General features: G+C 33.7%; 23 protein-coding genes. 12 read left to right on the top strand and 11 right to left on the bottom strand.

Going from position 1 to position 25,937, the window contains the following annotated elements:
- The first annotated feature begins 19 nt into the window (after positions 1 to 19).
- Complete coding sequence (locus WKS98_RS04835; protein ID WP_498917380.1) at positions 20 to 1,183, top strand: amidohydrolase; 1,164 nt, start codon at positions 20 to 22, stop codon at positions 1,181 to 1,183.
- A 20-nt stretch (positions 1,184 to 1,203) separates the two neighbouring features.
- Positions 1,204 to 1,905: an MgtC/SapB family protein gene (locus WKS98_RS04830; protein ID WP_498917378.1), complete on the top strand. Its 702-nt coding sequence runs from the start codon at positions 1,204 to 1,206 to the stop codon at positions 1,903 to 1,905.
- Positions 1,906 to 2,005: 100 nt separating this feature from the next.
- Here WKS98_RS04830 and WKS98_RS04825 read toward each other — a convergent pair whose 3' ends face one another.
- Positions 2,006 to 2,548: a TDE2712 family protein gene (locus tag WKS98_RS04825; RefSeq protein WP_498917376.1), complete on the bottom strand. Its 543-nt coding sequence runs from the start codon at positions 2,546 to 2,548 to the stop codon at positions 2,006 to 2,008.
- A gap of 59 nt (positions 2,549 to 2,607) precedes the next feature.
- Positions 2,608 to 4,101: a glycerol kinase GlpK gene (glpK, locus tag WKS98_RS04820; RefSeq protein WP_498917374.1), complete on the bottom strand. Its 1,494-nt coding sequence runs from the start codon at positions 4,099 to 4,101 to the stop codon at positions 2,608 to 2,610.
- Between the two features lie 181 nt (positions 4,102 to 4,282).
- Here glpK and WKS98_RS04815 point away from each other — a divergent pair, with 181 nt between their 5' ends.
- The 8 genes from WKS98_RS04815 (at position 4,283) to WKS98_RS04780 (ending at position 14,612) form a co-directional block, all read left to right on the top strand.
- A complete protein-coding gene (locus WKS98_RS04815) occupies positions 4,283 to 4,789 on the top strand; it encodes an NADH-quinone oxidoreductase subunit NuoE family protein (RefSeq protein ID WP_498917373.1) in 507 nt (168 codons plus the stop codon).
- Positions 4,790 to 4,836: 47 nt separating this feature from the next.
- Positions 4,837 to 6,660, top strand: coding sequence for an NADH-quinone oxidoreductase subunit NuoF (nuoF, locus tag WKS98_RS04810; RefSeq protein ID WP_498917440.1), 1,824 nt, complete (start codon positions 4,837 to 4,839; stop codon positions 6,658 to 6,660).
- 9 nt (positions 6,661 to 6,669) lie between these two features.
- A complete protein-coding gene (locus tag WKS98_RS04805; RefSeq protein WP_498917371.1) occupies positions 6,670 to 7,635 on the top strand; it encodes an NADH-quinone oxidoreductase subunit G in 966 nt (321 codons plus the stop codon).
- Entirely contained in the window at positions 7,628 to 8,083 is a 456-nt protein-coding gene (locus WKS98_RS04800; protein ID WP_498917369.1) for a ferritin family protein, read from the top strand. Before WKS98_RS04805 ends, WKS98_RS04800 begins: the two co-directional genes overlap by 8 nt.
- A 9-nt stretch (positions 8,084 to 8,092) precedes the next feature.
- Positions 8,093 to 10,834: a formate dehydrogenase subunit alpha gene (fdhF, locus tag WKS98_RS04795; protein ID WP_498917367.1), complete on the top strand. Its 2,742-nt coding sequence runs from the start codon at positions 8,093 to 8,095 to the stop codon at positions 10,832 to 10,834.
- Positions 10,835 to 10,950: 116 nt separating this feature from the next.
- On the top strand, positions 10,951 to 11,256 hold the full coding sequence (locus WKS98_RS04790; RefSeq protein ID WP_498917366.1) for a hypothetical protein: 306 nt from the start codon (positions 10,951 to 10,953) through the stop codon (positions 11,254 to 11,256).
- A gap of 42 nt (positions 11,257 to 11,298) precedes the next feature.
- A complete protein-coding gene (locus WKS98_RS04785; RefSeq protein WP_498917364.1) occupies positions 11,299 to 13,797 on the top strand; it encodes a hypothetical protein in 2,499 nt (832 codons plus the stop codon).
- A complete protein-coding gene (locus WKS98_RS04780; protein WP_498917363.1) occupies positions 13,776 to 14,612 on the top strand; it encodes an ATP-binding cassette domain-containing protein in 837 nt (278 codons plus the stop codon). Before WKS98_RS04785 ends, WKS98_RS04780 begins: the two co-directional genes overlap by 22 nt.
- Positions 14,613 to 14,643: 31 nt before the next feature.
- On the opposite strand, the gene WKS98_RS04775 is transcribed toward WKS98_RS04780, so the two are convergent.
- The 4 genes from WKS98_RS04775 to WKS98_RS04760 form a co-directional block, all read right to left on the bottom strand.
- The gene (locus WKS98_RS04775; RefSeq protein WP_498917362.1) at positions 14,644 to 15,849 is read right to left on the bottom strand and encodes an FprA family A-type flavoprotein; all 1,206 of its coding nucleotides are present in this window, start codon (positions 15,847 to 15,849) and stop codon (positions 14,644 to 14,646) included.
- Between the two features lie 9 nt (positions 15,850 to 15,858).
- On the bottom strand, positions 15,859 to 16,686 hold the full coding sequence (locus WKS98_RS04770) for a tRNA 2-thiocytidine biosynthesis TtcA family protein (RefSeq protein WP_498917438.1): 828 nt from the start codon (positions 16,684 to 16,686) through the stop codon (positions 15,859 to 15,861).
- Positions 16,687 to 16,777: 91 nt separating this feature from the next.
- The gene (gene rlmH, locus WKS98_RS04765) at positions 16,778 to 17,254 is read right to left on the bottom strand and encodes a 23S rRNA (pseudouridine(1915)-N(3))-methyltransferase RlmH (RefSeq protein WP_498917360.1); all 477 of its coding nucleotides are present in this window, start codon (positions 17,252 to 17,254) and stop codon (positions 16,778 to 16,780) included.
- The gene (locus WKS98_RS04760) at positions 17,251 to 18,042 is read right to left on the bottom strand and encodes an MBL fold metallo-hydrolase (protein ID WP_498917358.1); all 792 of its coding nucleotides are present in this window, start codon (positions 18,040 to 18,042) and stop codon (positions 17,251 to 17,253) included. The genes rlmH and WKS98_RS04760 overlap by 4 nt, the downstream gene beginning before the upstream one ends.
- Before the next feature lie 107 nt (positions 18,043 to 18,149).
- Between WKS98_RS04760 and WKS98_RS04755 the strand changes: the two genes are divergently transcribed.
- Together WKS98_RS04755 and WKS98_RS04750 are read left to right on the top strand one after the other, a co-directional pair.
- A complete protein-coding gene (locus WKS98_RS04755) occupies positions 18,150 to 18,692 on the top strand; it encodes a CinA family protein (RefSeq protein ID WP_498917356.1) in 543 nt (180 codons plus the stop codon).
- Between the two features lie 456 nt (positions 18,693 to 19,148).
- A complete protein-coding gene (locus WKS98_RS04750; RefSeq protein ID WP_498917355.1) occupies positions 19,149 to 20,246 on the top strand; it encodes a hypothetical protein in 1,098 nt (365 codons plus the stop codon).
- 34 nt (positions 20,247 to 20,280) lie between these two features.
- On the opposite strand, the gene rsmG is transcribed toward WKS98_RS04750, so the two are convergent.
- The 5 genes from rsmG to WKS98_RS04725 all read right to left on the bottom strand — a co-directional run bounded on the left by rsmG (position 20,281) and on the right by WKS98_RS04725 (position 25,929).
- A complete protein-coding gene (rsmG, locus tag WKS98_RS04745; RefSeq protein WP_498917353.1) occupies positions 20,281 to 20,988 on the bottom strand; it encodes a 16S rRNA (guanine(527)-N(7))-methyltransferase RsmG in 708 nt (235 codons plus the stop codon).
- Positions 20,981 to 22,879: a tRNA uridine-5-carboxymethylaminomethyl(34) synthesis enzyme MnmG gene (gene mnmG / locus WKS98_RS04740; RefSeq protein WP_498917351.1), complete on the bottom strand. Its 1,899-nt coding sequence runs from the start codon at positions 22,877 to 22,879 to the stop codon at positions 20,981 to 20,983. Before mnmG ends, rsmG begins: the two co-directional genes overlap by 8 nt.
- A gap of 1 nt (position 22,880) precedes the next feature.
- A complete protein-coding gene (mnmE, locus tag WKS98_RS04735) occupies positions 22,881 to 24,245 on the bottom strand; it encodes a tRNA uridine-5-carboxymethylaminomethyl(34) synthesis GTPase MnmE (protein ID WP_498917349.1) in 1,365 nt (454 codons plus the stop codon).
- Positions 24,246 to 24,324: 79 nt separating this feature from the next.
- On the bottom strand, positions 24,325 to 25,188 hold the full coding sequence (gene jag, locus WKS98_RS04730) for an RNA-binding cell elongation regulator Jag/EloR (protein ID WP_498917348.1): 864 nt from the start codon (positions 25,186 to 25,188) through the stop codon (positions 24,325 to 24,327).
- A gap of 12 nt (positions 25,189 to 25,200) precedes the next feature.
- Positions 25,201 to 25,929, bottom strand: a complete 729-nt coding sequence (locus tag WKS98_RS04725) for a YidC/Oxa1 family membrane protein insertase (protein ID WP_498917346.1) — start codon at positions 25,927 to 25,929, stop codon at positions 25,201 to 25,203.
- Between the last annotated feature and the right edge of the window lie 8 nt (positions 25,930 to 25,937).

Here is a 25,937-nt window from a genome sequence, read left to right as displayed (position 1 = left end):
GTATAGAAAGGAAGATAAAATGTTACTTATAAAAAATATAACAATTCACACAATGGACGAAAAAATTTCTAAAGAAGGATTTTTTGGTTCCATTGTAGTTGAAGAAGGAAAAATTAAAGATATTGTTAAGGGAGATTTTGAAAAGGACTTTTCCGGAGAAGTTATTGATGGAAATGGTCTTGAAATATATCCTGGATTTATTGACTGCCACAGCCATCTTGGCCTAGACGGTTCAGGTATTGGATATGAAGGTCAGGACTTCAATGAGCTAAATAAATTTTTAACTCCTGAACTTAGGGGACTTGACGGACTAAATCCCATGGATCCATCTTTGAGAAAGGCATATGAAGGCGGGGTTACAACCGTTGGTACCGGCCCTGGCTCCGCAAATATAATCGGTGGAACTTTTGTAGCTATTAAAACTTTTGGAAAGCGCATTGATAACATGATTGTTAGGGACCCCGTTGCAATGAAATGTGCATTTGGAGAAAATCCTAAGAGGGTATACCGCGAAAAGGGAATCAGTACAAGGATGTCCACTGCTGCAAACTTTAGAGATATTTTAAATAAGGCCAAGGAGTATATGGAAAAGAAAGAATGTGCATCTGGTGATAAGAGTAAGAAACCTGAATTTAATTCGAAGTATGAAGCCCTTATTCCAGTTTTGAAAAAGGAAATTCCTCTAAAGGCCCATGCACATCAAGCAAACGACATCTTTACCGCCCTTAGAATTGCAAGGGAATTTGATTTAAATATAACTTTGGAGCATGTTACTGAAGGCCATTTAATTGCTGATGAACTTTCAAAGGAAAAAGTAAGACTTGCTGTGGGACCGTCTCTAAGTCACCCAGTTAAGTTTGAAATGCAGTATGTTACCTTTGAAACTCCAGGAGTACTATCAAAGGCAGGATGTGATGTTTCTATAATTACTGACGCTCCAGTAATTCCACAAGAGTATCTTCCACTTTGTGCAGGCCTTGCGGTGAAATGGGGCATGGATGAAGTAGAAGCCTTAAAGGCAATAACCATAAACCCTGCTAAGCATCTTGGTATTGAAGATAGGGTTGGTTCCATTGAAACGGGCAAGGACGCAGACCTTGTAATTACAAATGGAAATCCTATGAAAATTGAAACAGAAATAAAATATGTATTAATTGATGGAAATGTAGTTTTTAATCGTTAATATGGAATTGTAGGAATAAAATGGATGTAGTATTAACACCCACTGAAATAATTATTCGCCTTTTAATATCATCTTTAATAGGATTTGTAGTCGGCCTTGATAGAGAAAAACACTCATCTGCTGGAGTAAGAACCAATATGATACTGGCAGTTGGTGCATGCATAATAACTTTAGTTCAAGCAAATATGACAGAGCAAATTATAAAATGGAACATGAACCATCCCGATTATATTGGTGTACTAAGTGCAGATACAGTTAGACTTACTGCTCAAATTATTTCAGGTATTGGATTCTTAGGTTCAGGACTAATTTTAGTTAGAAATAAGGTAACCGTTAATGGAATGACTTCTGCCGTTTCACTTTGGACCGTTGCAAGTATATGTATTGCTGTAGGATATGGTGAATATGTAATATCCCTACTTGGAAGCGGATTACTAATTATAATTTTAACCTTATTGAACAATAAAAAGATAAGTCGAGGTATAATGACTTTAAAAATTAATTTTAGAGGAAACAAAATAGATAGAACTGAACTGGAAACTTTTTTAGAGGAGTATCACAGTAAAATCAAAAATTATACCATGGAAAATATAGTAAATAACGACGAAAATGAATATAGATATGTATTTGAAATAGAATATCGTGGATTTGTAGATAAGATAAAATTTATTGACAGCTATGTCGAAAAAAATAAAGATATAAATTATATTGAGCTAATTTAGAAAAACATAATGAAAAGCACCGGGATGTGTGAACTGACCCCCAAAAGTTAGACCAAAAACTAACTTTAGGAGGTCAGTTCAATGACCCAGTGCTTTCTTTTTACTTTTCTAGTAATTCAATTAATTTTTCTTCAATATAGTCATCCATTGGCTTTCCTGAAATGGTGATTTTTTCATTGTCAAAGATGTCAACCATTATCTTGAAGAAGTTTATAATTAGACGATTTCCGTCAATATAGTATTCGTCCATATGTCCTGGTACAAATACTATTTCAATCTTTTCGTATCTGTCCTTGTTAGGATGGTTATTTACAACTTCTAGGAATTTGTCTGAGTGAAGTTGCTTTACAGGTGTTACCATAAGATTTGTAAATCCTAAGTCTTCCATCATCCACATATTGTTGTTCCAGAATTTTCTTTCTGGTTTTGTAGTGTCGGATAAAAGTTCTCTATTTGAAATTGAAGAAAGAACTCTTCTTGCTTCTTCTTCAGTGAACTCATCGTTGTAAACATATTTCATGTCGTCCATAGAAGCTACTGATCTAATGTAGTCTTCTCCTGTCTTTTCCCCTTCACTACTTGCTTGCCAAAAATATAATAGAGATTCTATTATATCCAAGTTTGTTTTAATGCTTTTTGCCATTTTTTCCTCTCCTTATCAAATCAAATATTACTTCACTATATATTATACTACTAATTTTCTTATTTTTTAGCCCAAGATAGAGAATATGTCACTGCTTTTCTCCATCTTTCTATTTTTTCCATTCTAATTTCATCGCTCATACTCGGTTTAAACGAAACTTCTTTAATATCCGCCTGCTTTATCTCATCAAGATTTTTGTAATATCCCTTGCCCAGAGCAGAAATTAAATACGCTCCCAGCGCTGTAGTCTCTGTAAGACTTGGCCTGATTACATCAACACCTAGAATATCTGCCTGAAACTGCATAAGTAAATTGTTGTTGCTGGCTCCTCCGTCAACTTTTAAAATATGGAGTTTGTCGTTTAAATCTTTTTCCATAACTTCAATTACATCCCTTGAAAGATACGCCATGGACTCAAGGGTTGCACGAATGATGTGATATTTATTTACACCTCTAGTTATTCCAACTATTGCACCCCTTGCATATTGATCCCAATACGGTGCGCCAAGTCCTGTAAATGCGGGAATCACATAACAGTCATTGGTGTCTTCAACCTTTGACGCCATATACTCCGAGTCCTCTGAAGTATCTAAAATTCTAAGCTCATCCCTTAGCCACTGTATGGCTGACCCTGCAACGAAAATGGAACCTTCTAAGGCATAGTCCACTCTGTCTTCAAGTCCCCAGGCAATTGTGGTAACCAGTCCATGGTCCGAATACACTGGAGTATCTCCAGTATTCATAAGTAAAAAGGCACCTGTTCCATAGGTATTTTTACAATCACCTTTTTGAAAGCAGTTTTGTCCAAATAGGGAAGCCTGTTGGTCGCCAAGAACTCCAGTTATTGGAATTTCTCCTCCCATATATGACTTGTCTGAGTATCCAAAGTCTCCGGCAGATGTTCCTACCTCTGGGAGAATTGCCCTTGGTATGTCCAGTAGCTCCAATATTTCGTCATCCCATTTAAGTTCTCGTATATTGTAGAGCATGGTCCTTGATGCATTTGACTTCTCCGTCTTGTGAACTCTTCCTCCCGTAAGTTTCCAAACAAGATAGCAGTCCACCGTTCCAAATAAAATGTCTCCTATTTCTGCCTTTTTTCTTGCACCTGGAACATTATCAAGAATCCACTTTATCTTTGTTGCAGAAAAGTATGCATCGGGAACAAGTCCCGTCTTTTCCTTAATCATCTGATCATGGCCCTGTCTTTTTAATTCATCGCAGTAGTCGGCGGTACGTCTACATTGCCAAACTATTGCATTATAAACTGGCTCCCCCGTATTTTTATCCCATAGTATGGTAGTCTCCCTTTGGTTTGAAACGCCAATTGATATAATATCTCTCCAAGTTATACCAAGCTTTGACATGGCTTCCACACAACACCCAACCTGAGTGGACCATATGTCCGTAGGGTCTTGTTCCACATAGCCAGGACGGGGGAAAATCTGTCTTATCTCCCTTTGAGAAACGGATTTTACTTCTCCTCTTTCATTAAATAATATGCATCTGCTGCTCGTGGTTCCGGCATCTATAGCCATAAAATACTTTTCCATATTTCACCTCTTTTTATATTATACAGGATTTACAATTTAATTTATATCCAAGGTTCTTTATCTACTTAAAGGTAGTTGATAAAATCCATAATTTGTGAAATAATATAAGTAGTGAGTAAAGGCTAAGCGTGCATGAATACGTTTACTTTGAAAACATTTTCACAATCTAGGAGGGGTGTATATGAGCTTTGCGTTTGATTTTGAAGCAAATGCCGATAAGTTGGTAGAGTTTGAGAGCTTTATTGACGAAAAGAAGAATCAAAAGGGCTCTCTTATGACCATATTGCATGAGGGCCAAAATTTATTCGGATACTTGCCTATAGAAATTCAACAGATAATTTCAAAAAAGACAGGTGTTCCAATTGCAGAAATATATGGTGTAGTTACTTTCTACTCTCAATTTTCTTTAATTCCAAAAGGTAAACATGATATTGGAGTTTGCTTAGGTACAGCATGTTACGTTAGAGGTGCTCAAAAGATTTTAGATGAAGTTTGTGACAATTTAGGTATTGGAGTAGGTGGAACAACTCCTGACTTAAACTTCTCTATTCAAGCTACAAGATGTATAGGGGCTTGTGGACTTGCGCCTGTTATGACCATAAGCGGCGATGTTTACGGTAAATTAAAAAGTTCTGACGTAAAAAAGATTTTGGATTCATATAAAGAAAAAGAAGAGGTGAACAGTTAATGAACTTAAAAGAATTATTAGAAATTAAGGATAGGACATTACCTCAAATGGCTTTAAGGTCCAATCTTTTTGAAGATGTTAACAGTATCTATGAAAAACAAGTTCTTGTTTGTGGTGATACAGGATGTAGATCTTCTCATTCAGAAATTATTGAAGCAGAAATAAGAGAAGCTATTAAAAAAGCTGGCAAAGAAAAATCCATAGACGTTGTAAGAGTTGGATGTTTCGGCCTTTGTGAAGCTGGTCCAATTGCAATAGTATATCCTGGCGGAAAATTCTATGCATACCTTAAAGAAGGTGACGGAACAAGAATAGCTGAAGAAGACTTAATTGGTGGAAATACCGTTGAAGAACTAATCTATAAAGAAACTTTAACTGATGATATTTTAAAGTCAATATATGAAACCTCATTTTATAAAAAGCAAAAGAAAATTGCCCATAAAAACTGTGGCTTAGTAAATCCTAACTCTCTAGAAGAGTACATAGCTTTAGATGGTTACAGAGGTTTAGAAAAGGCTTTAAATCATATGACTCCTCAAGAAGTTATAGATGAAATCAAAGAAAGTGGACTTAGAGGACGTGGGGGCGGTGGATTCCCTACCGGATTAAAATGGCAATTCACTCGTGATGCACAAAATGATACAAAGTATGTTATTTGTAACGCCGACGAAGGTGACCCAGGTGCATTCATGGACAGATCCATCCTTGAAGGTGACCCATATTCAGTTATAGAAGCAATGACAATTGCAGCCTATGCTATTGGTGCACACCAAGGTTATATCTACATTAGAGCAGAATATCCATCAGCAGTAGCTCTGCTTGAAAAGAGTATTGAAAGGGCAAAAGAGCTTAACTTGATGGGAAAAAATATAATGGGAACAGGCTTCTCCTTTGACCTTGAACTTAGACTAGGTGCCGGAGCTTTCGTATGTGGTGAAGAAATGGCCCTTATCGAATCTATTGAAGGTAAGAGAGGTATCCCTAGAAATAAACCGCCATTTCCTGCAAATGAAGGACTTTGGGGTAAACCAACCCTTATTAATAACGTTGAAACCTACGCTAATGTGGCTCAAATCATATTTAGAGGTGCAGACTGGTTCAACAAAATTGGTACTGAAAAATCTAAGGGTACAAAGGTATTTACTCTAGGTGGAAAGATTAAGAGAACTGGTATTATAGAAGTTCCTATGGGAACAACTTTAAGAGAAATAATCTACGATATCGGTGGCGGCATTATAGATGACAAAGAGTTCAAGGCAGTACAAACCGGTGGACCTTCTGGTGGATGTATCACTAAGGAATATCTTGACACTCCAATTGACTACGATAACCTAACAGCTCTAGGATCAATGATGGGTTCTGGTGGAATGATCGTAATGGACGAAGACACTTGTATGGTAGATATTGCAAGATTCTTCCTTGAATTTACCGTTGATGAATCATGTGGTAAATGTACTCCATGTAGAGAAGGTACTAAGAGAATGCTTGAGATCTTAGAGAAGATTACCGAAGGAAATGGAACTCCTGAAGATGTTGACAGACTTGAAGAGCTTGGAAAAATAATTAAAGTTTCTTCACTTTGTGGTCTTGGTCAATCAGCTCCAAACCCTGTTCTATCTACTTTAAGATACTTTAGAGACGAATATGAAGCCCATGTTGCTGACCACACATGTCCAGCTCATCACTGTAAAAACCTATTAAACTACTTTATCACCGATGCATGTATAGGATGTACTAGATGTAAGAGAGATTGTCCTGTTGACTGTATTGAAGGAGAAGTTAAAAAACTTCATGTTATAGACGAAGAAAAATGTATTAAATGTGGCAATTGTATGGAAGTTTGCCCTAAACACGCAGTTGTTTTTAAATAGGTGATAAATATGAAATTTATTAGTTTAACTATTGATGATAAACCTGTAAGAGTCTTAGAAGGAACTAATTTAGTAGAAGCTGCAAAAAGGGTAGGGATAAAGATTCCAACCCTATGCTATAGCAAAAATCTTCCAGTGGTTTCTTCATGTCGTATGTGCCTTGTTAAAATCGAAGGTTTCAATAAACTGGTAACTGCATGTTCAACACCTGCCACTGAAGGTATGGTGGTTCATACTGAAACTGACGAGATAGTACAAATTAGGAAGAATTTACTAAGACTTTACTTGGACAATCACCCTTCTGACTGTTTAACCTGTTCAAAAAATGGTAATTGTGAACTTCAAGACCTTGCATATAGATATGATGTTAAGTTTAGAGTTCATGACGGAGCTAGAAGAGGTAGCGAAAAGGCCGGTTTCACCGATACTTCCAGTCCATATATACTAAGGGACGAATCAAAATGTATTCTATGCGGAAGATGCGTGAGAACTTGTGCTGTGGTTCCTGATAGAAAAATTTTACAATTTGGAAACAGAGGTTTTGATACTAAGATAATTGCAGACTACGACACAAGCCTAGAAAAATCTGGTTGCGTATCTTGTAACAGATGTGTTGTAGAATGTCCCGTTGGCGCTCTTGTTGACAGAAGAGCTTACCGCAAGGGAAGAACTTGGGAAAGAACCATTAAAGAAGTTAAATGTAAATCATGTGACTATGGTTGCAATATGAAACTTATTATAGACAGAAATAAGGTTGTTGCTGTTGAAGCTGCAAACCCTCAAAATGGTAGACCTCTTTGCTTAAGGGGTAGACTTTTAACTGAACTTGAATATGTTGACCTTCCTGAAAAGCCATATAAGAAGATTTATCATGAAGAAGGTAACGAATTTGAACAAGTTACTTGGGCAAAGGCTTTGAACTTAGACAATGTTTACGAAAAGATGAACGCACTTGATGAGGTAGAAAATGAATAGAGAAGATTTTAAAAAAGTAATAGATTTTGCAATCGGCGAAGAAGAAAAATCTTATGATTTCTATATGAAGGCCGCTGAAAAAATAGAAGATAAACTCCTTCATAAAACTTTTGTAGACTTGGCAAATGAAGAACTTGATCACAAGAAATTCTTAGAAGACTACAGAGATAACGAAGGGGAGTCCATGAGCTTAAGTGAACCGGTTGATTATGAAATCGCTGAGACACTTGACGCTCCTGAACTAAGCGTAGACATGAGTTTCCCAGATGCAATAGCACTTGCTATAAAGAGGGAAGAAGATGCAATGATAATGTATGGAGCTTTGTCCGATTCTGCTCATGAACCGGAAAAGAAGGAAGTCTTTACAAATTTAAAGAACATGGAAAAACTTCATAAGACAAGACTTGAAGAAATGTATATAAACGTAGGTTATAGAGAGATTTGGTAAGGTGAGAATATGATAAAACTCAATATTGATGGAGTGGATATCCAGGTTAAGGAAGGCACTTTACTGCTTGATGCTTGTAGACAAGCTGGTGCGAGAATACCTACTCTATGCCACGACGACAACCTTTCCCACTTCGGTGGTTGTAGAATGTGTGTCGTTGAAGTAGAGGGCTTTAGAAATCTCGTAGCCACATGTTGTACTACAGCAACTGACGGAATGGTAGTTAGGACAAATACAGACCTTGTAAATAAAACAAGAAGAACCGTACTTGACTTACTACTTTCAAACCATCCAGTTGAAGACTGCCTAACCTGTGATAAGACAGGCCACTGTGAACTTCAAAACTTGGCTTATGAATTTGATGTAAGACCAACTTTTGAAGGCGAAAAGAAACACTATGAAGTAGAGGCGAGAAACCCTGTACTTTTAAGAGATCAATCAAAATGTATACTATGTGGTAAATGTGTAAGAGTATGTAAAGAAGTACAAGTTACCACTGCAATAGACTTTGTTTCAAGAGGCTTTAACTCAAAGATAGCAGCAGGTTTCGACCTACCGCTTTCAGACGACAACTGTAGACTATGTGGTCAATGTATATCCGTATGTCCTACTGGAGCCATTGTGAACAAGCACTTTATAGGAACTAGACCTTGGGAAATTGACAAAAAGGTTAGAACAACCTGTCCTTTCTGTGGTACAGGATGTACTTTTGACTTAAATGTTAAAGATGGTAAGGTAATTGGCGTAACTCCAGCAGCTGATGCAGTTGTTAATGGCACTTCACTATGTGTTAAAGGACGAAGCCATATTGACCTAATAAATAGTCCCGACAGATTAAAGACACCTCTTAAAAAAGTTGATGGAGAATTTGTGCCAATATCTTGGGATGAAGCAATAAATACAATAGCAGATAAATTCTTAGACATAAAAGAAGAATTCGGTGGCGACGCATTTGCAGGACTTTCATCTGCAAGAACTACCAACGAAGACAACTACGCTTTCCAAAAGTTTATGAGAGTTGCCCTTGGTACCAACAACGTCGACCACTGTGCAAGGACCTGACATGCTCCTACAGTTGCAGGTCTTGCAACAACACTTGGTAGTGGAGCCATGACTAACTCCATTGAAGAAATCGAAAACGCCGATGTGCTTTTCGTAATAGGTTCTAACGCAACAGAAGCCCATCCTATTATTGGTAATAAGATGAAACGAGCTGTTAAATACAATGGCTGTAAGCTTATTGTAATAGACCCTAGAAGAACCGAACTTGCCTCCATGGCAGATGTTTGGCTACCTTTAAACTCAGGCTCTGACGTAGCTTTAATTAATGGTCTTATGAAGATTATCATCGACGAAGATCTAATTGACCACAAATATATCGAAGAGAGAGTTGAAGGCTTTGAAGAACTAAAAGAAGTAGTTTCAAAATACGATAGAGAAAAAGTTGAAAAGATAACTGGCATAGACTATGATAAGCTAGTTGAAGCTGCCCATATCTATACATCATCTAAAAAGGCTGGAATCTTCTATACATTAGGTATTACAGAACATACAAATGGTACTGAAAATGTTATGACCCTTTCAAACCTTGCCCTTATTACAGGCCATATAGGATTTGAATCAGCGGGAGTTAACCCTATAAGAGGTCAAAACAACGTACAAGGTGCCTGCGATATGGCTGCACTTCCTAATAACTTCCCAGGATATGCCAATGCATATGATGAAGATACCATCCAGAAATATGAAAAGATTTGGAATGCAAAATTAACTAGAAATAGAGGTTATAGAATACCTGAGATGTTTGAAAATGCCCATGAAGGCAATGTTAAGGCAATGTATATCATGGGAGAAGATCCAGTGTTATCAGACCCTAATGCAAACCACGTAAAGGCGGCCCTTGACAATCTAGACTTCTTAGTTGTACAAGATATCTTTATGACTCCTACAGCAACTCATGCCGACATCGTCCTTCCTGCAACTTGCTATGCAGAAAAGGATGGAACTTTCACAAATACAGAAAGAAGAGTTCAAAGAGTTAGAAAAGCAGTAAATCCTCCTGGACAAGCAAGACTTGACTGGAAGATTATTAGTGACATTGCAAAGGCTATGGGAGTTAATGGATTTGACTTTAAAACTTCAGAAGATGTATTTAACGACATCAGAAGATCTGCCGTATCCTATGCAGGTATGACCTATGAAAGAATAGACAAAAATGGTCTACAATGGCCATGTCCTACAATTAAACATCCTGGAACAAAATACCTACACAAGGGTATCTTTGCAAGGGGCGTTGGTAAATTAATGCCAGCAGAACATAAAGACCCTGCAGAATTAGTTTGCGACGAATATCCAATCTTACTTGCAACAGGTAGAATGTTATATCACTACAATGTTATGACTAGAAAGTCTGATACATTAAACAACATCAGACCATGTGAACTTGCAGAAATTCATCCAATAACTGCTAAAGAATATGGACTAGTTGAACATGATGTAATAGAAGTTAAGTCAAGAAGAGGTAAACTTTGGACAAGAGTAACAGTTACAAACAGAGTTAAACCAGGTATGCTTTGGATGACTTTCCACTTCTGGGAGTCTCCAGTAAACGAACTTACAAACGACGCTTACGATCCAATTACAAAGACTGCAGAATATAAAGTTGCAGCGGTAAATATTAAAAAGTCCGATCAAGAACCAGATAATTTAGTATTACCTGACTATTTGGACGACGTTGAACTTGTAACAGAATAAAATAAAACTGTCGGGAATCTTCTCGACAGTTTCGTTTTATTATTTGATAAATTTTATTTACCATGATAAAATTTAATTAATGGTAGTGAGTAGGAAGTATATATAAGTAGAAAAAAATGAAATCTAAATATAAAATTTTATTATTAGCTGCAATACTGTTATTACCATTGCAAACATTTTCATTTGCTGGTGAAACAACTCTTAACGAAAATAAATCTGCTACTGCAGCATATCAAAAATGGATCGTTGTAAAAAAAACATATAGAAAAGGCACAAAGATTCCTGAATATATAAGCTATAATGATGGATTTCTTGCTGGTAGATTAAAAAGACGAAACATAGTAAATTTAAATAATACTTGGGTTACTTACGAATTTAGTGGTTACTGTCACTGTATAAGTGATTGTCCAAGTATGAGATAGTATATTTAAACTTCCTACTCTTACCACCAATAAGGAGAAATTATGATTGCAAAAAGATTTTTTCAAAACAAGATACATATCTATCTTCTAATAATATCTGTTATTTTAAGTTCTTTTGTGTTCACTTTAGAAAAAAATAATTTTGCTTCTAAAGAAAATGAAGTCTATTTATTATTAGAAATTGAAGTTTATAATTTCCTTCAAGAAAATCTATCCCAAAATGATTTAAACTCCATTGTATTTGAGCGAAATGAAAATGTAAGTCCTGACTATAAAAATGAAGATAATAAAACAATTGAACAAATAGATTATTATTTAACTCTAAAAGAGATGTTATCAAATATTCAATCCTCTTTTTCAGGTGAGGAAGTTCCTGCGTCTAAATTTGCCGATGCTGTTCCAGCATCGGATATGGATAAGGAAGATTTCATAAAGGGACAAAAAGAGCTTATTGATCTTTATAAAGATACTTCTGATAAAGAATATAACATTCTCGATTCAAATTTTATGGACTTTGTCATAAAGAGATATGACAATCTAAAATCTAATGATTTTCAAGTTATTGATGAGAATAAAGTATACTTTAACTCATTGATTGCTTCAAAATCTAATAAAATATTTAATATCCCACTTTTAATACTATTATCATTGATTGGCGCATATGTGTTAAATCAAGACAAAATTTCACTAAGGCTTAATAATAATTTGTTTTTACTTAAACTGAAATCCCTAATATTTTATATAATTACACTTATTTTATTTTGCTTAAGTGTGTTGTTTTTTATTCTAATTTTGACATGTCTTTTTGGGGACGGTATTGGAAAATTTGATTACTACTATTTTAATCCACAGATTATAAATGGAAGCACTGTGTACATAATCGAAAAACCATTTCATATATTTTTATATAAGGGTGCAATATTCATAATTTTTGCCACTATCTGTTCAATATTTCTTAACTTTTTGTTTAAACTTTTAAATAAACTATATTTTAAAGTTTTGGTTTTAATTTTTTCAGCTTTAATAGCAATTGAACAGATATCAAAATCTAAGTTACTAAACTTTTCTTTAATTAAACTAAATCTCTTTAATCTTTCAAATAATTATAATTTTTCAAGTTTGAGTAGAGGAAATATTATTACTATTACATTATGCTTTACTTTTGCAATAATCATCTTATTTGTATCTGTTAAGCTTGAAATTAAAGACTTTATGTCAAACTTAAAGGGTATTTATTTGAAGAATCCTTTTACTTTAAATTATTATGTAAAATATCCTATTGTTAAAAGTTTTCCATATTTGTTATTAATATCCCTTCTTTTTATACGAGGAGTTTCTTTAAATAACCAAAAATATATTGAAAACTTCAACCATTACTTTAACATAAATTTCAAACTTTATAATAATACCTATAATAATAAAAAGAAAATTCTTGATAATTATCATGAATTATTCAACTCTTCTCGTAATCTAACTGATGAGGAAAGAGAAAATCTTGATGAAGATAGCAAATTGGAATTGGATTACTATGAAGAAGGTGAAATACAAACTCAAAAAGCTATAGTAGAAGATTCAAAAATGAGTCTGGATCATTATTTATCTTTTAAAAATCGATTTAATGACCCAGAAAAATATTATTATATGGAAAAAGCAACATTGAATAACGATTCTAGTATCAAATTTAATCCTTTTTTAAAAGATATGACTTCTTCTGAGCATACTTTAAAATTAAATGAAAGTTTTGTTAGCGAATATGAGAAGAGGGAAGCTCCTATTCCTGATACATTTTTAACTCCAATATTTTCTAACTTTGATTCTAGTAGATATTTGAGTTTAGACTATTTATTTAGAGAATATTTAGACTATGGTACTATTAAGGATAATTCTTCCTTTGGAAATCTTTATAATTTTTACCATCTAAAGCTAAGCTTGTTATTAGTACTAACTATTCCTTTATTCACTTCCATATTTTTATGGAGAAAGAATCATATAGTCTTCAATATCTCTTTGAAAAAAGATTTTACAAAAAGTTATATAGAAGCTTTTGTTGGAAGTTTTATTCCTGGAGTTGTAATATATTTTAGCATTATGGGACTAATATTTATATTGTCAGGAGTATTTTATAAAGTAGGATACTTTAATTATCCTGTAGCAATAACTTTTAAAGACAGCTTCAAATTTTATTCTATTGGAAAGTACATCTTGCTAAATGCTTTATTTTCCACCATAGTAATTTTAGCGATTAACTCATTGCTTGTATTTTTTAGCTTAATTTTTAATAATAAAACTACTATTGGAATCTACTTTTCCATAGTTCTTATTGGGATAATTATAAGCTTTTTAACAAAATATTCTCTTATACTGCCTACAACTTACTTAGATAGTGACTTTGTCCTTTCAGGTTTCCTAAGATCATATCATGGTACGAATGGATATAGTTTTATTCTAGGTTTGATTATACTTATATTTTGTTCAGCTTTATTGAATCTACTTAGCATTAAAAAATTAAGGAGAAATATATGCTTGAAATTAGAAATTTAAATTTTAACTATGAAAATAAAAAAGTTTTGACAAATGTATCTTTTAATTTAGATAAAGGTATTAAAGCCCTAGTAGCTCCAAATGGTGCAGGTAAAACAACATTACTAAACTGCATATCCCAGAAACTTTCAGCTAAGGGAAGTATTATGGTTGACGGAGAAGACTTTAACAATAGAGAAATCCTAAAGCATTTGACTTTTTTAGGTGACCATACAATTTTGGATAGGGAAATGACTTTATATGATTATTTAAATTATATTGCTAAGATATATGGAATATCTAAAAATAAAATTAAAGAGATAATGGACCTAACAGATGTATCACATTTTTGTAATGATAAGATTAAAACCTATAGTTTAGGCATGAAAAACCGATCTATGATAGCATTGTCAATTCTTCCAGATACAAAATATGTTTTATTGGATGAACCTCTTTCTGGTCTAGATCCAGGATCTGTAAAGAAAATGAAATCTCTATTGCTAAAATTAGCTGAAACTAAAGGAATAATTCTATCCTCACATATTTTAGATGATGTAAATGATTTAACTGAAGATATACTTTTTTTAAAGGATGGAGAAATAATAGAATACCACTCTTATGCATTAGATTCTTTAAAATTAATTACAGATAATGATTTAAAAGCTGTTGATTTGCTTAAGTCAAAGAATTTGTTGAAAATAGAAAATGAATTAATAATAAGTAATAAGAATTTAAATGATGTATTGGGAATACTTGTTGAAAATAATATTGAAATTTCTAGTATTTTAAATCTAAGGGATTCTTTAAAAAATGAATATTTTGATATGTTTACTTAGGGAGATGAAATTCATCTCCCTAAGTTTTTTATTATTTTTCAAGAACTTTTTCAGCCATTTCTTTAGCCATTTTTCTTAGTCCTTCAAGTTCCTCTTCGTGCATTGTTCCTCTTGCTTCTACAATGGTTTCTGTTAAATCAAAAGCGCTTCCCTCTGCAAATGCCTTTATATCCTTAACTGCTCCACCGCTCCATCCGTATGAACCGAATATTCCAAGAGCGTGGTTTTTAATCTTATTGTGTTTCAATAGATTTAGTAAATTATACATATTTGGATATACTGAGTTGTCATATGTTGCTGAACCTAGTATAAGTCCTTTGTACTTCCAAATTTCGGATATTATATATGAGAAGTGAGTCTTTGAACAGTCAAATATCTGTACATTTCTAACTCCTTCTTCTGCTAAAAACTGTGCAAGGTGGTCTGCCATAGATTCTGTATTTCCATACATTGAACCATAAACTATAACAACACCTTCTTCTGTTTCGTAGTTTGACCATTTTCTATAATCTTCTATGATTATTTCTGGATTCTTTCTCCATACAAAGCCATGAACAGGGCAAATTATATCAATATCTAGACCTTTAACTGCTTCCACTGCCTTTGCAGCAACCATTGAGTACTTTCCAACGATGTTTGCATAGTATCTTCTTGTTTCTGATTGGTAAATTGAGTAGTCCGCTTGGTCATCGAATATTGCTCCGTCCAATGTACCAAATCCACCAAATATATCTTGTGAGAATAGCACTTTATCAGTTGGTTCATAACTTACCATGGACTCTGGCCAGTGTACCATTGAAGTCATTACAAAGTTAAGTTCTCTCTTACCAAGTTTTAGTACGTCTCCATTATTTACTTCCATAAACTTTTCATCTGAAAGTTCTAGTTCTAATAAATCGTATAACATGGTTCTTGTTCTCTTGTTTCCAACGATTACAACATCTGGATAAACTTCTAAAACTTCTTTGATGCAACCTGAGTGGTCTGGCTCCATATGTTGCACTACAAGATAGTCAAGAGTTCTTCCGTCTAAAATATTTCTAATATTTTCAATGAATCCACCTGACTTATTAATTCTAATAGTGTCTAAAAGTGCTGTTTTTTCATCTTTAATCAAGTAGCAGTTGTATGATACCCCTCTAGGTAGTGGTAACATATTTTCAAATAACTCTGTTTCCCTATCATTTGCACCTATATAGTACAAATCTGATAGGATTTCTTTGCATATACTGTTCATAATATCCTCCTAATAATTATCTAAAAATGAATGTTTTCCATCTTCATTTATATACCCAAGTATTCTGTCCATATCTACGTTTTCGCAAGATCTAAATATATTTATTGCAACATTTGTGAAGCCGTCATCTTCAAGTTGTTTAATAAGATCTTTAATTCTATGTCTAGTTGAGCCAATCTTTTTTGCAGCCACCATACATGCGCAGTTCAACGGCATAAGGCCTGTATAGCTCATCCATCTTATAATACTTTCTTCTCTTATAAGGTACATTGGCCTTATAATTTCCATATCGTCAAAGTTTTGAGCCTTTAGTTTTGGCATCATCGTCTTGAAATTACCTGCACAGAGTATGTTTAACATATTTGTCTCTATAACGTCATCAAAGTGATGTCCCAGGGCAAGTTTATTGCATCCAAGTTCCTTTGCCTTTGCATATAGTGAACCCCTTCTCATCCTTGCACACATATAGCATGGATAGTCTGAAGAAATTTTATCTGCAACCTTAAAAATATCTGAATCGTAAATAGTTACAGGAATATCTAAATATTTGCAATTTTCTTCTAAAAGAACTCTTATATCTTCATGATATCCAGGATCCATTGCAATAAATTCCAGCTCAAAGTTGTTCTTGCCATTCTTTTGTAACTCTTGAAATAATTTTGCCAATAGCAAACTGTCCTTTCCACCGGATATGGCAATGGCAATTTTGTCATTATCCTGTATCAAATCGTATTCCTTAATAGCTTTAATAAACTTGGACCATATATGTTTTCTATATCTTTTAATAATGGCTCTCTCAATATCTTCCAATGATTTTAATTCTTCTGTTACAACCATTTGAGGACAAAAGCCATTTTGTAAACCATTATCAGCCAAATTAACACCTCATTATTAGTATACCATGAATTAATACTTAACTAAATAAGCCCTACTTGTGGTAGGGCTCATTTTTAGAAATCTTAATCCATCTATAAATTTGTTCAAATAATATCAACTTCATTAACTGATGTGGAAAAGTGAACTTAGAAAAAGATAGCTTTAAATTGGCTCTATTTTTAATTTTCTCACTTAGTCCATATGATGAGCCAATTATATAGACAAAGTCGTTATAACCGTCAATTTTAAGCTCCTCAAGCTTTTTAGAAAATTCTTCACTGTCATATTGCCTTCCTTTAACATCCAGAGCTATTACATAGTCTCTGTTGCTAATCTTTGATAATATTTTATCAGCTTCGTCATCTAATGCCTTTTCAATATTGGAACTACTTTCATCAGTTATTAATGTTTCTTTTAATTCAATTTCCTCTAGATTAGCATAGGGTTTAATTCTCTTTTTAAATTCAGCTATACCATCTCGTATAAAACTCTCTTTTACACTTCCAATTGTTATAACTTTAACATTCATTTTATATCAATCCTATTACTTACGCCATTTCTATCTGCCACAGTTAGAGAAATATCTCTATTTATATCTAGTCCCAAATCTATTAAATGATCTGAAACTGTGTTATAGGCTATTTCTGCTGTATTATTTTCTCCACTCAAATGTGCAAGAATAACTTTTTCTCCATTTCCACTAAGAACCTCTTCAAGGGTGTAAGCGCAGTCAAGGTTTGATAAATGACCTCTTGTTGAAGCAACTCTTCTCTTTAATGCCGGTATATAAGGTCCATTCATTAGCATAATTGGATCATGATTTGACTCTATAAACAAAACATCTGAGCCGAGTAATTGTCTCTTTATTCTTTCATTTACAGTTCCTGTATCTGTCATTATAGATATTTTCTTTTTTCCATGATTAATTGCAAAACCACAGCTGTTGGCAGCGTCATGAAAAGTGCTAAATGGATGAATATCCAAATCTCTTAGAGTAAAATCATAATCATTTTTAAAAACTAAAATATTATTGTCTTTAATTGGACCTATCTTTTTAATCATAGCTATCCAAGTCTCTTCATTTGCAATAATCGGTATGTTGAAGCGTCTACTCATAACGCCAGCTCCCTTAATATGATCATTGTGTTCATGAGTGACAAGTATTGCATCTATAGTCTCAGGTAATACACCTGCGTCTTTAATCAAAGCTTCCAGTCTTTTGCCTGTAAAGCCTGCGTCTACTAAAATTCTTGTTTTGTTAGTTTCTATTAATAAGGAATTTCCTGAAGAGCCACTGGAAAGTGATGTAAACTTCATTTATATCAACTCCTATTTTGTCCATTCATCATTATATAACATGCTAGTCAATATAACAAAGGTTTTTAAATTAAAAGAACTGAGTTATAATCTAATTGGGTGATAAAATGAAATACACAGTATTAAAGGAAGTAAAAGAATTTAAAAGTTCATTAAATTTAGAAGAATCTTTTGTTCCTTTTTTAATAGATAATAAAATAACCGTTTCCACAGGAGAGTCACTAACTGCAGGATTAATAGCAGCTTCCATAGCAAATATTGCTGGTGCAAGTAATGTTTTAGAATTAGGCGCAGTAACTTATACAGAGGAAGTTAAAATGAAACTATTAAATGTTTCACGTGAAACATTAAAGAAACATACTGCTGTAAGTTTTGAAACAGCAAATGAAATGTTACGAGGATTAAGCGAGATTTCAAATTCTAATTTAAATATTGTAGCTACGGGATATGCTGGGCCAGGAGAAAATAGTGGATTGGTATATCTTGGCATAGGATATAAAGATTCAGAAAATCTCTATAGGTTATCTATCAAAGGATCCAGAAATGAAGTCAGAAGAAAAGTTGTGAACCTTTCTTTTTATTTAAGTAAAAAAATAATAGAGGATTATGAAGGAAGTAAATTAAATGTAGGCAAAGTATTTCTTGCTTAATTTATGTTTCACGTGAAACATTTTAATTCAATTCGAAACACTGTTTCACGTGAAACATTTCTTTTATCTTTTTAACTATTTTTAAATTTACCATCAATATACTATTTTTTTATCTGTTATCTTATTTTAAAATTCTAACTTTATCCACATTTTACTTTTGTGAATAAATTTTATCCACAAAAACAAATTTTTCATTTTTTTAATTCATTTACATAATAGAATATAAAATTACTCATACACATTTTAATGTGTATTTTTAGCTCTTTTAATATCTCTGTTTTATTTCTAATTTTTAATTTTACTCATACAGTCTAACTTATACTAATCACTTACTTATCCACAAAGTTATCCACAGGTTTATCCTATAAATATCCACAAAGTTATCCACAATCAATCTTAATAATTTTGTAATATCTTAAAGTCCAAAAATATGATATCATTTAATGGGTGATACATTTGAAAAAGAAAAGATTTTTATTTGTTGGAGTCTTATCGCTTTTAATTATAGCTGGCTCCATTTATATAAATAAATATGATGCAATTTTTAATAAGAGTAATAAAATAGAGACTGTTGATTCAAGTAAAACAAAAATTGAACCTACAAATACTTCTCCAATTGAAGAAAATGATTATATAGGATCTAAAATAGTTAACGAGGGACTTTTATTTAATGCTCCTAATCATTTAGATATTCCAACTTATGTGGAAACGGATAATCAGGCTATACATCCTTCAATTTTCCACGACTCAAGCCGTAAGTTTGGATATGAGTACATTTTAGCATTTACACCATATAGTTTTTTAAATGATTCTACTGAAAATCCAAGTATTGTAGTTTCTGATGATGGGGTGAACTTTAGAACTATTCCTAATTTGAAAACTCCTCTTACTATGCCTAGTCAAGACTGCCATCTTTCAGATGTATGTCTTTTTAAAAAGGATGATACTTTAGAGCTTTGGTATAGGGAGTCCAATAAGAAGACAAGACTTTCAAGAATTTTAAGAATGACCACAAAGGATTTAAAAAGTTTTACAGATCCTGAAGTTATCATGGACTTTGGTACAAGTGGTTATGGACTTGGAGCACCTTCTATTATATATGAGGATGGCACTTACAAGATTTACTACCGTAAGAATATGAATATAGGGGAGGACGCCTATGTTTACACTGAGTCCAAGGATTTAAAAACTTTTACTCCCGTCGTTCCTATGAATATGGAAAAGGGATCTTGGGCAAACTATCATCCTTGGCATTTGGAAGTTCAGAAGATAGGGGATACCTACTACTGCTTAACCATGGACTGTCCCGATGGAAAAATGGATACATCTGCATTATTTGTCCTTACATCGAAGGATGGAGTAAATTTTGTAAATCCAATTAAGGTATTGGAACCTTCTGAAGCTGGCTTTGATAATTGGCTTATATATAAATCTACTTTTATGATAAAGGACGATACAGTACATTTATACTATTCATCCATTGATAAGTTGAAGAGATCTTTTATTTCACTACTTAAAGGACCTGACTTCAAACATCTTTCTCCCATAGAATAAAATAACCCTCAAGGGCATGCCTTTGAGGGTCTTTTTATAATGGTTTATTTTTTGGTTTTCCTCCACCTCGTGGATATTTTTTTGGGGTATGGGATATTTTTTTTATTACTACTAGAGTTCTATCTGAGTCTTCATAATCAAGTTGATACTCTATTATATCTGCAATCTCTCCACCTAATAATTTTATAGCATTTTTAGCTTCTTCCGCTTCTTCCTTTCCACTAGGTCCCTTCATGGATATAAAGTATCCTCCAACTTTTACAAATGGTAAACTATACTCTACCAATGTGTTAAGTCTTGAAACTGCTCTTGATATTGCGTAATCATACACTTCACGATACTGTTTTTGTCTACCAAGCTCTTCTGCTCTTCCATGGATTGCATCTATTTTCGATAGTTCCATTTTATATATAGTATCTTTCAAAAACTTTATTCTCTTATTAAGTGAATCTAAAAGGGTTATATCAAGATCATCTCTATAGAATTTCATAGGAAGTCCTGGAAAACCTCCACCGGTTCCTATATCTATGACTTTGGCATTTTCTATAAATTCTATTTTTTTCATTGGAAGAAGGGAGTCTAAAAAGTGTTTATAATTTACTTCTTCATCTTCAGTAATTGAAGTTAGGTTCAAATACTTATTTGTTTCAAGAAGAGTCTGTCTAAACTGTTCAAACTTTTCTGCACATTCCTCAGTTAACTCTATGCCTTCACTTTCCATTACTTTAATTAGGCTAGTCATTTTTATTCCTCTTTCTACTTTCAAGATATATAAGAATTACATTTATATCTGCTGGGCTAACTCCAGAAATTCTGCTGGCCTGTCCCAATGAGTCTGGTCTTATTTGATTTAACTTTTGTACAGCCTCGTTGGAAAGCCCTTTTAGTTCAGAATAATCATTAATAAAGCTTATATCTTTTCTCTCAAGCTTTTTAAATCTTTCGATTTGTTGCTTTTGCTTTTCAATATAGCCTTCATATTTAATATGGGTTTGTACTTGAATCTTTATTTCTCTATCTAATTCTGGAGCTTCCTTGTCGAAGACTCTTACCTTTTCATAGTCAAGCTCTGGTCTTCTTATAAGCTCTGTTAGACTAAGGGATTTTTGAAGTTTTGTAGAACCAAGGCTTTCGATTATTTTATTATTTTCTTCGCTTGGGTTTACTCTAATGGAGTCAAGCCTTTTAAGTTCGTCTTCAACTGCCTTAAGTCTGTCGTTAGTCTTTTCCATTCTCTCTTCAGAAACAAGACCTATGTCGTAACCATACTTTGTAAGTCTAAAGTCTGCATTATCCTGTCTAAGTGTTAGACGATACTCCGCCCTTGACGTCATCATTCTGTATGGTTCGTTGGTTCCCTTTGTAACCAAATCGTCAATTAAAACTCCTATATATGCATCGGAGCGGTCCAATATAAAAGGTTCCTTTCCCTTCAGTTTTAAATAGGCGTTTATTCCAGCCATAAGTCCCTGTGCCGCAGCCTCTTCATATCCTGATGAGCCGTTTATTTGTCCAGCGAAGTACAGTCCATTTATATCTTGATGTTCCAAGGTTCTCTTTAAGATTGTAGGATCGATGCAATCATACTCTATTCCATAGGCAGATCTCATAAATTTCATATTTTGAAATCCTATAATGGTCTTATACATCTCTTTTTGAACATCTTCCGGTAATGTTGAAGACACTCCTTGAATATACATTTCCTTAGTATCAAGGCCCTCAGGTTCAACAAATACCTGGTGCTCATCCCTTTCGCTAAATCTAACTACTTTATCTTCAATGGACGGGCAATATCTTGGTCCAACACCCTTTACAATACCTGCATACATTGGACTTCTATGCAAATTGTCCTCAATTATTTTCTTAGTTTCCTTTGTAGTGTAAGTTAAATAGCAATGCTCTTGCTCTCTACTTATATCCTTTCCAAAATTCATAAATGAAAATGGTATTATCTCTTCATCGCCCGGTTGAACTTCCATTACGGAAAATTCCAAACTATCTCTGTGAACCCTCGCTGGAGTTCCTGTCTTAAATCTTCTAAGCTCTATGCCCAGTTCTTTTAATGAATCGGAAAGTAATTTTGAAGATTTTAACCCATGGGGTCCCGACTCTGTTTGAAGCTCTCCTTGCAGGATAAGACCCTTAAGGTATGTGCCCGTAGCAAGAATTACTACCTTTGTTTCATAAATGGCACCGTTTAATGTCTCTACTGAAACCACCCTGTTATCTTCCACATTTATCTTTGTAATTTCTCCCTCAACTAGGTCGAGGTTCTTTGTGTTTTCAAGTACCTTTTTCATTTCTCTATGGTAAGCTGGTTTATCAGCTTGCACTCTCAAGGAGTGAACAGCCGGCCCCTTTGATGTGTTTAACATTCTAGATTGAATAAAGGTCTTGTCTATAATTAGAGCCATCTCTCCACCAAGTGCATCAATCTCTCTAACCAGATGTCCCTTTCCAGTACCACCTATATTTGGATTACATGGCAAGTCCGCTACCGAATCCAAACTCATTGTCATTATTACTGTTTTAAGTCCAAGTCGTGCAGTCGCAAGGGCAGCTTCCGTTCCTGCATGGCCTGCTCCTACAACTACCACGTCTACTGGTTCTTCTTTATATTTTTTTATTTTCATCTTATTTCCCAATACAAAAATCTCTAAATATTTTATCTAATACGTCATCTTCAATGGTTTCTCCAGTGATTTCTCCTAAAATTTCCCATGAAGATCTCAAATCAAGTTCTATACAGTCAATTGGAACTTCCATCTCCAAGTCATCCAGGGATGACTTTAAATAGTCCATAGCCTTTTTAATTATATCTCTATGTCTTACATTGGTAACCAAAAGGTCCGCAGATGATTTAATATCCCCTTGATAAAACATATTAATAATCTCTTTTTCTAAACTTTCAATTCCCTTGTTTTCCTTGATGGAAACTTCAACTACAGGAATTTCACTGTCAATATCTAAATTCTCTATGTCAAACTTTCTTTCCAAATCTGACTTGTTTAGTAGAACTATGGATTTGCATTTTGAAAGTAATTCCATAACTCTCTTATCGTCTTCTTCCAATGGCTTAGAAAGGTCGAATATGGCAATTATAAGGTCTGCAGTCTTTGCGTAGTCCAAAGATCTGTCCACGCCAATTTGTTCCACAATATCTTCACTGTGTCTAATACCTGCGGTGTCTGAAATTTTTAGCATTATGCCATCAAGGTCAATGTACTCCTCAATAACATCTCTTGTAGTTCCTGGAATATCTGTAACTATGGCCTTGTTCACCTTTGCCAGGGAGTTTAATAGTGAAGACTTACCAACATTTGGCTTTCCTATAATGGTTGTGTTAATCCCATCTCTTATAATCTTTCCCTTATTGGATGAATTATATAACTTTTCAAGCCTTTCTAAAACTTCTCGACCCTCTTGTAAAATAATATTTTTGTCTGGCTCTTCCTGGCCATCTTCAGTAAAGTTTATGGTATATTCAACCCTTGCAAGTTGATCTAGTATTTTATCCCTAAGTTCCTTAATCTCTTTTTTTAGAGAACCTCCCAGTTGGTTCATAGAGGCTTCATAGGACTTGTCCGTCTTTGCCTTTATTAAATCTATAACAGCTTCTGCTTGAGACAAGTCAAGCCTTCCATTTAAAAAGGCCCTTTTGGTAAACTCACCTCTATCTGCAATTCTTGCACCTTCTTTTATAGTTAGATCAAGCACCTTTCTAACGGCGATAATACCACCATGGGTATATATTTCAACCATATCTTCTCTTGTATAGGTTGAAGGTCCCTTCATAAAGCTGATTAGTACTTCGTCTATTATTTCGTCTTTGTCATAAATATGACCATAAATAAGTTTTCTATTTTCAAAATCTCTATTTGTAGACTTAGGTTTAAATATTTTATTAGCCACTTCAAATGCAGTTTTACCGCTCATTCTTACAATTCCAATGCCAGCTTCTCCTGTCGCTGTTGAAATAGCTGTAATTGTATCTTCCATTTAGTCACATCCTTTTTTATGATTATACCATATGAAAAAGACTAAAAGAAAAGCCTGCAATAGCAGACTTTTATCTTTCCTAATCTTTTTTTATTTTAATTACCACTCTTCTGAAAGGTTCATTACCTTCACTCACAGTATATATTCCATCAAAGGATTGAAGACTTGAGTGAATTACCCTTCTTTCAAATGGATTCATAGGTTCCAATCTCATATTTTTATTGTACTTAATAGCCTTGTTAGCCATTTTTCTAGCTAAAGATTTTAAAGAGTTAACTCTCTTGTCCCTATAGCCATTACAGTCCACAGAAATTCTAATGTATCTGTCAGTGTTTCTATTGGCAACAAGGTTTGCAATATATTGGATTGCATCAAGAGTTTCCCCTCTTTTTCCAATAACAATTCCAATATCATTTTCATTCATAGGAATTATATTAAATTTAATACCAAAGTCATCAGTAAAAGTTTCGATATTTGATTCGATACCCATCTTTTGAATAACAGAATTTAAAAATGATTTAATCTTTGTTTTAAATTCTTCGTCTATTTCAATAGGTTCTATCTCTTCATCTGAAATTTCTTCAACTTCTTCAACCTTTTCAGTTTTTTCAACCTTTTCTTCTTCAATTGAAATTTCTTTGTTTGAAACTTTAACAGGTTCATCACTTACTTTTTCTAAAACTTTTTCTGGTTTAGTATCTTTTTTAATATTATTTTCTACTTTGGAGCTGTTATCGGATATAACTTCATCTAAAAGTTTACTTATATCTTCTTCACATGAAACTCTAACCATGGCATCTTTTGAACCAAAAAGTCCAAATATACCGGATTTAGGTTCCTCTATTACTTCTATAACAGCTTCTTCCTTTGAACAATTTAGTTCCTTAATAGCAAGTTCAACCGCTTCATCAACGGTTTTTGCCACTTTAACTGTCGATTTCATCTAAGCTCCTTCCTATTTCTTACCTTTCTTAATTTCCTTAGTGCTTACTACTTTTTCTTTATCGTTTCTATTGATGAAAAATCTAAATATCATTTCAATGATATTACCAGTTATCCAGTAGATGGATAGGGCTGGTTGATAATTTCTTGCAAAGAAAAAGAACATTATAGGCATTGCATATTGCATTGCAAAGTTCATTCCCTGCATAGGATTATTTTCATCCTTAGGCATTTCTGGAGTCATCATCTTTGTAAATAAGAACTGAGTAAGAGCCAGTGCTATAGGAAGTATTAAATCCTTTGAATTAGCAACTGTTATATCCTTAATCCAAAAGAAATTAAGGTTTATATCCTTACTTAACTCCAAGTACTTAAGAGGTTCTCTCATTACAGGGAAAAGTGCCCAAATAATAAGAATTTGTATAAGCATAGGCAAGCAGGAAGCTAGCGGATTATAACCCATTTCCCTTTGAAACTCCATAACCTTTTGTTGGTAGAGTTGAGGGTCATGTTTATATTTCGCTTCAAGCTTTTTAAGTTCCGGTTGGAACTTTGCATTTAGCTTTTGCATTTTAAGATTGGAAATTGTAACCGGAAACATTACCAATTTGTATATCAATGTTAGTATAAGAATTGATATTGCAAAGTAGGAAATATTCTTTGGCTCATTTCCAATTTTCGATACAGTAAGATAAATTACTTCAAGTATCTTGCCAATTATCGAACTCAGTAATTTTGTCATATACTCTC

The organism is Lagierella sp. ICN-221743, assembly GCF_037890055.1.
GTDB lineage: Bacteria > Bacillota > Clostridia > Tissierellales > Peptoniphilaceae > Mediannikoviicoccus.
The sequence above is the reverse complement of the archived record's forward strand: the minus strand, read 5'-3'. Positions and strand labels throughout refer to the sequence as shown.

Coding starts and splice junctions, on each gene's coding strand:
- mnmE (WP_498917349.1), bottom strand. CDS start 24,245: ATGGAAGATACAATTACAGCTATTTCAACAGCGACAGGAGAAGCTGGC.
- mnmG (WP_498917351.1), bottom strand. CDS start 22,879: ATGAAAATAAAAAAATATAAAGAAGAACCAGTAGACGTGGTAGTTGTA.
- WKS98_RS04825 (WP_498917376.1), bottom strand. CDS start 2,548: ATGGCAAAAAGCATTAAAACAAACTTGGATATAATAGAATCTCTATTA.
- WKS98_RS04780 (WP_498917363.1), top strand. CDS start 13,776: ATGCTTGAAATTAGAAATTTAAATTTTAACTATGAAAATAAAAAAGTT.
- WKS98_RS04775 (WP_498917362.1), bottom strand. CDS start 15,849: ATGAACAGTATATGCAAAGAAATCCTATCAGATTTGTACTATATAGGT.
- rsmG (WP_498917353.1), bottom strand. CDS start 20,988: ATGACTAGCCTAATTAAAGTAATGGAAAGTGAAGGCATAGAGTTAACT.
- WKS98_RS04755 (WP_498917356.1), top strand. CDS start 18,150: ATGAAATACACAGTATTAAAGGAAGTAAAAGAATTTAAAAGTTCATTA.
- WKS98_RS04800 (WP_498917369.1), top strand. CDS start 7,628: ATGAATAGAGAAGATTTTAAAAAAGTAATAGATTTTGCAATCGGCGAA.
- WKS98_RS04835 (WP_498917380.1), top strand. CDS start 20: ATGTTACTTATAAAAAATATAACAATTCACACAATGGACGAAAAAATT.
- WKS98_RS04770 (WP_498917438.1), bottom strand. CDS start 16,686: ATGGTTGTAACAGAAGAATTAAAATCATTGGAAGATATTGAGAGAGCC.
- nuoF (WP_498917440.1), top strand. CDS start 4,837: ATGGCTTTAAGGTCCAATCTTTTTGAAGATGTTAACAGTATCTATGAA.
- jag (WP_498917348.1), bottom strand. CDS start 25,188: ATGAAATCGACAGTTAAAGTGGCAAAAACCGTTGATGAAGCGGTTGAA.
- WKS98_RS04760 (WP_498917358.1), bottom strand. CDS start 18,042: ATGAAGTTTACATCACTTTCCAGTGGCTCTTCAGGAAATTCCTTATTA.
- WKS98_RS04790 (WP_498917366.1), top strand. CDS start 10,951: ATGAAATCTAAATATAAAATTTTATTATTAGCTGCAATACTGTTATTA.
- WKS98_RS04830 (WP_498917378.1), top strand. CDS start 1,204: ATGGATGTAGTATTAACACCCACTGAAATAATTATTCGCCTTTTAATA.
- WKS98_RS04815 (WP_498917373.1), top strand. CDS start 4,283: ATGAGCTTTGCGTTTGATTTTGAAGCAAATGCCGATAAGTTGGTAGAG.
- WKS98_RS04785 (WP_498917364.1), top strand. CDS start 11,299: ATGATTGCAAAAAGATTTTTTCAAAACAAGATACATATCTATCTTCTA.
- glpK (WP_498917374.1), bottom strand. CDS start 4,101: ATGGAAAAGTATTTTATGGCTATAGATGCCGGAACCACGAGCAGCAGA.
- WKS98_RS04805 (WP_498917371.1), top strand. CDS start 6,670: ATGAAATTTATTAGTTTAACTATTGATGATAAACCTGTAAGAGTCTTA.
- rlmH (WP_498917360.1), bottom strand. CDS start 17,254: ATGAATGTTAAAGTTATAACAATTGGAAGTGTAAAAGAGAGTTTTATA.
- WKS98_RS04725 (WP_498917346.1), bottom strand. CDS start 25,929: ATGACAAAATTACTGAGTTCGATAATTGGCAAGATACTTGAAGTAATT.